The sequence below is a fragment of the Ralstonia pickettii genome (assembly GCF_001699815.1).
GTDB lineage: Bacteria > Pseudomonadota > Gammaproteobacteria > Burkholderiales > Burkholderiaceae > Ralstonia > Ralstonia thomasii.
Window position 1 is genome coordinate 1 of record NZ_MCGB01000051.1, and the last position, 7,477, is coordinate 7,477.

Annotated in this window: 10 protein-coding genes; 9 read left to right on the forward strand and 1 reads right to left on the reverse strand. The window is 64.3% G+C overall.

All coding sequences use genetic code 11. From position 1 onward, the window contains the following. Nucleotides 1-319: 319 nt before the first annotated feature. The 9 genes from BEK68_RS07390 (at nucleotide 320) to BEK68_RS07430 (ending at nucleotide 6,215) form a co-directional block, all read left to right on the forward strand. Complete coding sequence (locus tag BEK68_RS07390; RefSeq protein WP_244199222.1) at nucleotides 320-2,206, forward strand: DUF3560 domain-containing protein; 1,887 nt, start codon at nucleotides 320-322, stop codon at nucleotides 2,204-2,206. Between the two features lie 53 nt (nucleotides 2,207-2,259). Continuing rightward, the gene (gene kleA, locus BEK68_RS07395) at nucleotides 2,260-2,727 is read left to right on the forward strand and encodes a stable inheritance protein KleA (protein WP_009242059.1); all 468 of its coding nucleotides are present in this window, start codon (nucleotides 2,260-2,262) and stop codon (nucleotides 2,725-2,727) included. Nucleotides 2,728-2,740: 13 nt separating this feature from the next. Beyond that, a complete protein-coding gene (locus BEK68_RS07400) occupies nucleotides 2,741-3,190 on the forward strand; it encodes a hypothetical protein (protein WP_009242060.1) in 450 nt (149 codons plus the stop codon). Between the two features lie 43 nt (nucleotides 3,191-3,233). Beyond that, the gene (locus BEK68_RS07405; protein ID WP_009242061.1) at nucleotides 3,234-3,452 is read left to right on the forward strand and encodes a hypothetical protein; all 219 of its coding nucleotides are present in this window, start codon (nucleotides 3,234-3,236) and stop codon (nucleotides 3,450-3,452) included. 551 nt (nucleotides 3,453-4,003) lie between these two features. Next, a complete protein-coding gene (gene radC, locus BEK68_RS07410) occupies nucleotides 4,004-4,498 on the forward strand; it encodes a RadC family protein (RefSeq protein ID WP_009242062.1) in 495 nt (164 codons plus the stop codon). A gap of 172 nt (nucleotides 4,499-4,670) precedes the next feature. Beyond that, nucleotides 4,671-5,000 (forward strand): hypothetical protein, encoded by a 330-nt coding sequence (locus BEK68_RS07415; RefSeq protein WP_065851703.1) that lies wholly within the window; start codon nucleotides 4,671-4,673, stop codon nucleotides 4,998-5,000. 14 nt (nucleotides 5,001-5,014) lie between these two features. Beyond that, a complete protein-coding gene (locus BEK68_RS07420) occupies nucleotides 5,015-5,341 on the forward strand; it encodes a hypothetical protein (protein WP_009242064.1) in 327 nt (108 codons plus the stop codon). A gap of 12 nt (nucleotides 5,342-5,353) precedes the next feature. Further along, nucleotides 5,354-5,590 carry a hypothetical protein gene (locus tag BEK68_RS07425; protein ID WP_009242065.1) on the forward strand — a complete coding sequence of 79 codons (237 nt, stop codon included), beginning with the start codon at nucleotides 5,354-5,356 and terminating at the stop codon, nucleotides 5,588-5,590. A gap of 7 nt (nucleotides 5,591-5,597) precedes the next feature. Continuing rightward, complete coding sequence (locus BEK68_RS07430) at nucleotides 5,598-6,215, forward strand: recombinase family protein (RefSeq protein ID WP_009242066.1); 618 nt, start codon at nucleotides 5,598-5,600, stop codon at nucleotides 6,213-6,215. A 634-nt stretch (nucleotides 6,216-6,849) separates the two neighbouring features. On the opposite strand, the gene BEK68_RS07435 is transcribed toward BEK68_RS07430, so the two are convergent. After that, a complete protein-coding gene (locus BEK68_RS07435; protein WP_009242067.1) occupies nucleotides 6,850-7,071 on the reverse strand; it encodes a hypothetical protein in 222 nt (73 codons plus the stop codon). Between the last annotated feature and the right edge of the window lie 406 nt (nucleotides 7,072-7,477).

The window sequence follows — 7,477 nt, forward strand, 5'->3', positions numbered from 1 at the left end:
CCCGAGGCTCCAAGGTAGCTTGCCTGAACCCCGAAGAAAAACACAAGCCGGGAACCCGCGAAAAAAATCAGGCTTTTTTCTCTCACAAACTATTGACGGTCAATAGTTTGACGGGTAGAATATAGGCATTGCTTCAGTGATGAGGCGATGCCCCGGCAGGGGTGACGGTGAGCAGACCAGACCCCAGCCGCTTAGACCATCTTCAACCCTCCGCATAAGGAAAACGACCATGCAAACGCTGACCGCCACCTATTCCCCCGAAGACAACAAGCTGCGCCTTTACCCGTCCTCACGACTGGACAGCGCGACTTATGAGCGCGTGAAGGCGGCCGGCTTCAAGTGGGCACCCCGTCAAGAGCTTTTCGTGGCCCCCATGTGGACGCCGGCCCGCGAAGACCTCCTGATGGAACTGTGCGGCGAGATTGGCGACGAGGACACGGGCCTAGTTGAGCGCGCCGAGGAACGCGCCGACCGCTTCGAGGACTACAGCGACAAGCGCGCCCATGACGCCAGCGCAGCGCGCAACGCCGTGCAGGCCATCGGGCAGCGGTTCGAGTTCGGGCAACCCATCCTTGTGGGCCATCACAGCGAACGCAAGGCCCGCAAGGACGCCGAGCGCATGGAAAATGGGATGCGCCGCGCCGTGCAGATGTGGGAAACCTCCGAATACTGGAAGCAGCGCGCAGCCGGTGCCCTGCGTCATGCGAAATACAAGGAGCTGCCCGCCGTCCGTCATCGCCGCATCAAGGGGCTGGAGGCCGACAAGCGCAAACAGGAGCGCAGCAAGCAAGAGGCCGAAATGTGGCTGAAGCTGTGGCTTGAATGCGAGGCCGAGCAAGACGCCGAGCTGCAAAAGGCCGTGGCCCTGCGCATCGCTGGCATGTGCTGGCTGCACTTGCCGCGCAAGGAAGGCGACCGCGAAGACTGGAGCCACACCCCGACCGCTTACGACGCCTTGAACGGCTCGCATCCGAACCTCTACGCGCCGCGCACCCTGGCCGAAGTGATCGAGGCCGCCAAGAAGACCTACCCGGCCACGGTTGCCCACTGTGACCGCTGGATTGCCCACTATGAAAACCGGATTGCCTACGAGCGCGCCATGCTGGACGAGCAAGGCGGTTTGAAGGCCGAGGGTTTCGACATCCAGCCGGGCGGCCGTGTCCTGGTTGATGGTGAATGGCTGGTGGTGATGCGCGTCAATAAGAAGGGCGGCCAGATCAACAGCGTGACCACGAACGCCCGTTATGTGCGCGTGCGTGGCATTGAGGAAATCAAGGACTACCGCGCGCCGACCGAGGAAGACGCCGCCAAGGTCAAGAAGGCCGCCAAGCTGCCGCCGCTGGTGAATTTCCCCGGTGAAGGCTTCATCGAAATGACCGCCGAGGAATACAAGCGCAAGCCCACCGATTACAAGGGCACCCGCACCGCGCAAGCCACGGCCGAGCATGGCGCGTACCGCTACCGCACCGCCTTTTTGGCCAATAGCGGCTATCGGATCGTGCAGGTTTACATCACCGACGCCAAGCGCGTGGACAAGCCCGCGCCCGAGGCGGCCGAGCCGGTGAAATTCGAGCGCGAACCCGTGGCCCCGGCCCCGGTGACGGCCGAGCAGGCCCCGGCCAGCACCGAGAGCACCGACAACCGCGCCGCGATGGCCGAGGACTTCCAAGCCATGCGCGACCAGCTCAAAGCCGGCGTGCAGGTTGTGAGCGTCCCGCAACTTTTCCCGACCCCGGCCGATCTGGCCGCGCGCATGGTTGAGCTGGCCGACATCGAGCCGGGAATGCGCGTGCTGGAGCCGAGCGCCGGCACCGGCCGGATTCTGGAGCAGTTGCCCGAGGGCTGCGAAGTGGTGGCCGTGGAGATTAACGCGGCCTTGGGCGGCCGCCTCGATGCAGACCGCCGCGCCGTGGTGATCGGTGATTTCCTGCAATGCACGCCCGAAACCCTGTGGGGATCGTTCGACCGCATTCTGATGAATCCCCCCTTTGCCAACGCCGACGACATCAAGCACATCCGCCACGCGCTGCGCTTCCTGAAGCCGGGCGGCAAGCTGGTGGCGATCTGCGCCAACGGCCCCCGCCAGAATGACCAGCTCCGCCCGCTGGTGGAGCAGCACGGCGGCGAATGGGAGAACCTGCCCCCCGATACCTTCGCGGAATCCGGCACCGCCGTAAATACCGCCCTTTTCACCCTGACCGCCTAACCCACCAACGCACGCGCCCCGGCTTCGCCGGGGCCTCTCAAGGAGTACGAGCCATGCAACCGAAATTCATGCCTTGGGTTGACCTGCTGCCGGAAGTGGGCGACCCGATCCGCAACGAGCGCAACAAGCTGGCCGCCAAGCTGGCCAGCGCCGAGGAACTGGAAAAACAAGCGGCCGCGCTGCGCGCGGGAGTCCGTGAGGGCCGCGCCGCCCTGCTGGATCGAATCATGAAGCAATGGACACTGCACGACATCGAGCAGGCCGCGACCGCAGCCGCCGACCGTGGCCAGCCGTTCCCGCCTGGCTTCGTGAAAGACGGCGAGCTGCGCGAGGCGCTGCGCGCCCTCGATGGTGCCCCGTCCCCGCTGGAGGTGCTGCAAGCCTTCCACGCTGGCCGCGTGATCCGGCAGCACAACCTTTTCAGCACCGCGACCGAGGAAGAACAGCGCGCCACGCTGCACCGGGTTTTCGACTGGTGGAATTACGGCGCTGTCCCGCTGCTGACCCGCTTGGAAGGCTAGGGGAGGGCGGCCGATGTCTATACAGGAGCAGGCCGCCGCACTGGTGGCCGCCGTCGATCCGGCCGCTGTCGCGGCCCTGATCGCGGAATTCCCCGAGGCCGAGAAGGTGGGCATCCGCGCCAACTGGCAAAGCCTCGATCCCCATCTAGGGCACCGCGTCCCGAAGGCCCCGGCCGACCGGGCCGAGTACCTGGCCCTGAAAATCGAGCAGTACGAGGCCGAGCTACAGCGCGACATCGCCACATATACGCGCTACCGCGAGCAGGGCCTAGCGGCCCTGTCCGCTTACGACGTGTGCATTTCCAGCGGTAACAACCCGCTGGGCGCGCTGCGCACGGCGCTGCGCCTGAAGGACGCCCACATTTCCTATGACCTGTCCATTCTGGTCAAGCTGACGCTTGAGCTGGAGGACGTGAAAACCGAGCTGGCCGAGGCGGAACCCCCGCAACTGGCCCTTTTTTGAAACGCGCGGCCGCCCGGTGGCGGCCGCAACTGGAGCACCTACTATGCCCCGCGCCCATGTCCCGACTATTGACGAAGTTTTAGCCGATCCCGCCGCCTCCCACTGGATGAAAGACGCGCTGCGCTCCGCGCTGACCCGTGACCCGGTGGACGTGGCCAACGATGCCGCCTTCCTGTGCGCCCTGCTGGACAAGCGGGCCGATGCTGCTATGGAGGCGGGCAGGGCGGCCGTAGCCGCGACCGCTCCCCAGGTGGAGCGGTAGGCCGGCGACAAGCCCGGCTGCGCCGGGCTGGAAGGGCAGGGCTTCGCCCTGCTGGCTGGGCCGGCAAGCCTGCGCGCTGCGCGCGCCGTCCTGCCGGCGTCCTTCCTTGTGTCGCTGCTGCTGGCTGGGTCGATCTTCTCCTTCCCCGTGTTCCTCTCTCTCCCTGCTTCCTCTAACCCCTGAAATCCTGCCGGGCGAATCGTCCCGCGTTGCGGGCCGACCGGGCTGCTCCAGGTTCGCGCATTCGCGCTCATCCCCTTCGGGGACTGCTGCGCAGCCTTGCACATCCCTTTCGCTTGCGCCTCCGGGCGCTGGCCTGTCGGCCTGAAGTGAGCTTTCGCGCGCGAAAGCTAGACAACTGCACAAAGGCGTCCGTGGTGTGCAGAGGGTGGGGTTGCCTGTCACTTCCAAGGGTATCAGTCGTTCTCGCCGTCAAGGGCTGCGCGCCCTGGCGGGCGCTTGCGGCCGCTGGCCGTTTCACCCTTGACCGCTGCGCTGCGAACCGATCCAGAGGAAGTAGGCAATCCCGCCCACTTCCTGGAGTCCATGACATGACTGCTTCGCACATCGACCTTTTCACCATTGACGACAACGGCCAGTTTCAACTGGCCAGCGCCGGCCAAGTCATCGAGGCCGCCTTGGCCATCCTTGACGAAAAGGTGATGCGCAACGGCCTGATTTCCGCGCCGGCTGACGCCAGCGCCTTCTTCTCGCTGCGCCTTGGGAGCTTGGAGCATGAAGTGTTCGCGGCCATCTTCCTGGACGCACAGAACCGCGTCATCGAGTACATCGAGCTGTTCCGGGGCACGCTGACGCAGACCAGCGTGTACCCGCGCGAGGTGGTGAAGACCTCGCTGCGCCTGAACGCCGCCGCCGTCATCTTCGCGCACAACCACCCCTCCGGGGTGCCCGAGCCGTCACGCGCCGATGAGAACCTGACCAAAGTGCTGAAGGATGCGCTCGCCCTGGTGGACGTGCGCGTGCTGGATCACGTCATCGTCGCCGGCGGGGCGTCCGTGTCCTTCGCTCAACGCGGCCTGCTGTAGCCGCTGCCAGCCGGGTGAAAAACCCGGCAAACGCCCCTCCGGGGCGTTTTGCCCGGTAGTTTTAACGACCGTTTTTCCTGCCGGAAAAAGCGGCATTAAAACGTACCTTTTAATTACCGTCGAATCCGGTAAAATTCGCCCTTTCTGGACAAATAACTACCGTGAGGCCCTTATGGGCGAGCATCGCCCGATCTACGGCGCGAATACAGCCGTTTTGAGCGACTTTCCCGAGCCGGTGAGGGCAACCCTTCACCTGATCGAAAAAAACCCGTCTAACGAGGCCGCGCTGATCCTGCTCCAGTGCGCCGCTTCCGCCGCGCACCCGGACTACCTTTTCAGTCTGGCCATGCTCAGTGCTCTCCCCATCGAGTACAAGGAGGCCGCACTGGAGCTGATCGAGCACAGCCTGACCAGCGGTTTCACCGTGGACGAGCAAAGCGCATTGCTGCGCTTTGTGGAGCCATTGATGGCCACCGCGCTGCGCGCTCCGCGCGCCCGCTGACGCGCCGGCCCATCATGGCGCTCGACATCTTCGCGCTGCTGACTTCGGACGGCGACCACGCCCAAGCCGACCACATGTTCACCGGCAAAGCCGGCGACATGGTGGCCGTGGCCGACGTGCTCGATGCCGTGCATTGCGAGAATCGCCGGCTGCGCGCCGTGCCGGCGCTGGCCAGTCGATTCCGCAATGGCGCTACCTATCCCATTCCCTGCGTGCGACTGACCAAAGCCGAGTGCCGCGTCCTGGTGGACGCGATCACCGACTTTGGCCAATCCATGCCCAAGACCACCAAAGCCCGCAAACTCGCTGACCTGCTGGCCAGCTCCGTTTGCGTCTACTGATCGGAGCCCTTCATGGATGACAAAACCGCCGACCGAGTGATGTCCGCATCCCTCGACTATTTCAGCCGCAACACCTTCTTTGCGCTCCTGGTGCTTGTCGCCGGCTGGGGCCTTGGCTGGCTGCTGGGCTTCGCTCTCGCTCGCAGCATCCAGTCCAAGACCGGCGCGGCATTCTGCCGCCGCCTGTGCCCGATTGTGGGCGTCCTGGCCGCTTTCCCTCTCGCCTACAAACTCATGTTCTCCGCGTGAATCTGCCGTGCCTCGTTACTTCGCATACTTGCGAGTCTCGCGCGACTCGCAAGACGTGGCGAACCAGCGGCTTGGCCTGCTGGATTTCGCCAACTCGCGCGGCTACGCCCCGCTCGTTGTCGTTGAAGAAACGGCAAGTCGCTCTGTTCCCTGGCGGGAACGCGCGCTGGGCTCGCTCCTAACGGAGCAGGCCCAGCGTGGTGACTTGCTTTTAACTTCCGAATTCACCCGCTTGGGCGGGTCTCCCGGACAAGTCTTTTCGATTCTGGAGACTGCCGCCGAGCGCGGCGTCACCATCATCATCACGAAGAACGGCACCGTCATGGACGGTAGCCTGAATGCTCAAATTCAGGCCGCCGCTTTCGCTATGGCCTCCATGATCGAGGTGGAATTCACCCGTGCGCGCACCCGTGAAGGCTTGCAGCGTGCTCGCCTTGAGGGCCGAATCGGCGGCCGGCGCAAAGGCAGCACCGGCCGCCTCAAGCTCGACCCTCAACGCGACAAAGTAGGGGAGCTGCACGCCCTCGGTTTGACGACGCCGAAGCTCGCCAAATACTTTGGCGTCACCGAGAAAACCATGCGCAAGTTCCTTGCGCGGCACTTCCCCAAAAAAGCGCCGGATTGACACGGCTGGCCCTTCGGCCCAACCGTGCCAATCCGGTTTTCCCGCTCCGCTTCCTTGCCGGTCTTTCGTTCCAGCTTCGCCGGAACTCAGGCCGCAACCTCTCCGCTTGCACTGGCTCGATGGTGGCCAGCCTTCGGCCGACCACCATCCTTGCCGTATGCCTTTCTCGCGGCTCTTGATCTGGATCGCCGCGAAAGACGCAGGCCACGCAATGCGCGGCCTGGCTCGCAGTTGGTGATCGCCTATTCGCTATCGCTTCTAGGCTTTCCACTTCTCGCCCCGTAGGCTGCTACCGTTGCCATTCTGCTTCGTGTCGCCGGGCCGTCTCGGTTCCCGCTGCCGCCATTCGGCGGCCGTCCCGGCCCGTCCGCTCCGCTGCCGGTTTTGTACAACTTTCGCACGCGAAAGTCGGGGAGGCGCAATACGGCTTCCCTTGCTTCGCAGCGGTTCGCCTTGCGCCTTCTCCCGCTTTCCGTCCTGCTGTTTCGTTCCGCGCTTGTGCCGCGTCACGCAGGGCCGGAAAGTGCGAAAGGCGAGGGCGACTTCCTTCGTCCGTCGCCTTCGCCTTTCCTTGTCACGCAACCGCGCCCGTTCCGTGGCGTGTGTCGGTTGCCTTGAATTCTGAATGGCTGCACTACAGCGTGCCCCATTCCCTTTCGTGATCGTCAGTTGAAATGCGCTCCAGGATGCCGGCGCATCCTTCCGCGTTGTTTGCGTAGAACCCCACGTCGATGCCGTAGGGGTTCGTGAGCCAAATTTCCGCACCGTCCGCGTTAATCGCCCAGCCGTCAATTTCCGCGCGTCCGTGGGTCTTCAGGTGCTGGTATAGCTCCTGGCTCCCGATGCTTTGCTCCATCGTCTTCACCGTCCGTTGTTGGGCGAATCGTCCCGCTTTGCGGGCCGACCGGGCTGCTCCAGGTTCGCGCATTCGCGCTCATCCCCGCGTTGCGGGGACTGCTGCGCAGCCTTGCACATCCCTTTCGCTTGCGCCCTCCGGGCGCTAGACCGTGCCACTATCAACCGCCGCGTTTCCCACAAGCTCCACAGGCCCTCGCGCTGATCCGCTTTCCCACAAGAGGTTTCTTGTGGAAAAGCGGGCGCGACCGTTGCCTCTTGCGATATTGAGGTATCGCGGGCAACGCTACGGGGCCTGTCGATTTGTGGAAAACGCTCGCAGCTCGGTGTGCTGCAGCACGCGCGTCACCACGGGTTGCGACACGTTCAGCATGCGCGCCGCCTCGCTGACGGTCCCGACCAGCATC

What these genes read in the sequence shown, in the direction of transcription:
- BEK68_RS07425 (WP_009242065.1), top strand. Translation starts at nt 5,354, where the DNA reads ATGGATGACAAAACCGCCGACCGAGTGATGTCCGCATCCCTCGACTAT.
- BEK68_RS07420 (WP_009242064.1), top strand. Translation starts at nt 5,015, where the DNA reads ATGGCGCTCGACATCTTCGCGCTGCTGACTTCGGACGGCGACCACGCC.
- BEK68_RS07415 (WP_065851703.1), top strand. Translation starts at nt 4,671, where the DNA reads ATGGGCGAGCATCGCCCGATCTACGGCGCGAATACAGCCGTTTTGAGC.
- BEK68_RS07400 (WP_009242060.1), top strand. Translation starts at nt 2,741, where the DNA reads ATGTCTATACAGGAGCAGGCCGCCGCACTGGTGGCCGCCGTCGATCCG.
- BEK68_RS07435 (WP_009242067.1), bottom strand. Translation starts at nt 7,071, where the DNA reads ATGGAGCAAAGCATCGGGAGCCAGGAGCTATACCAGCACCTGAAGACC.
- radC (WP_009242062.1), top strand. Translation starts at nt 4,004, where the DNA reads ATGACTGCTTCGCACATCGACCTTTTCACCATTGACGACAACGGCCAG.
- kleA (WP_009242059.1), top strand. Translation starts at nt 2,260, where the DNA reads ATGCAACCGAAATTCATGCCTTGGGTTGACCTGCTGCCGGAAGTGGGC.
- BEK68_RS07405 (WP_009242061.1), top strand. Translation starts at nt 3,234, where the DNA reads ATGCCCCGCGCCCATGTCCCGACTATTGACGAAGTTTTAGCCGATCCC.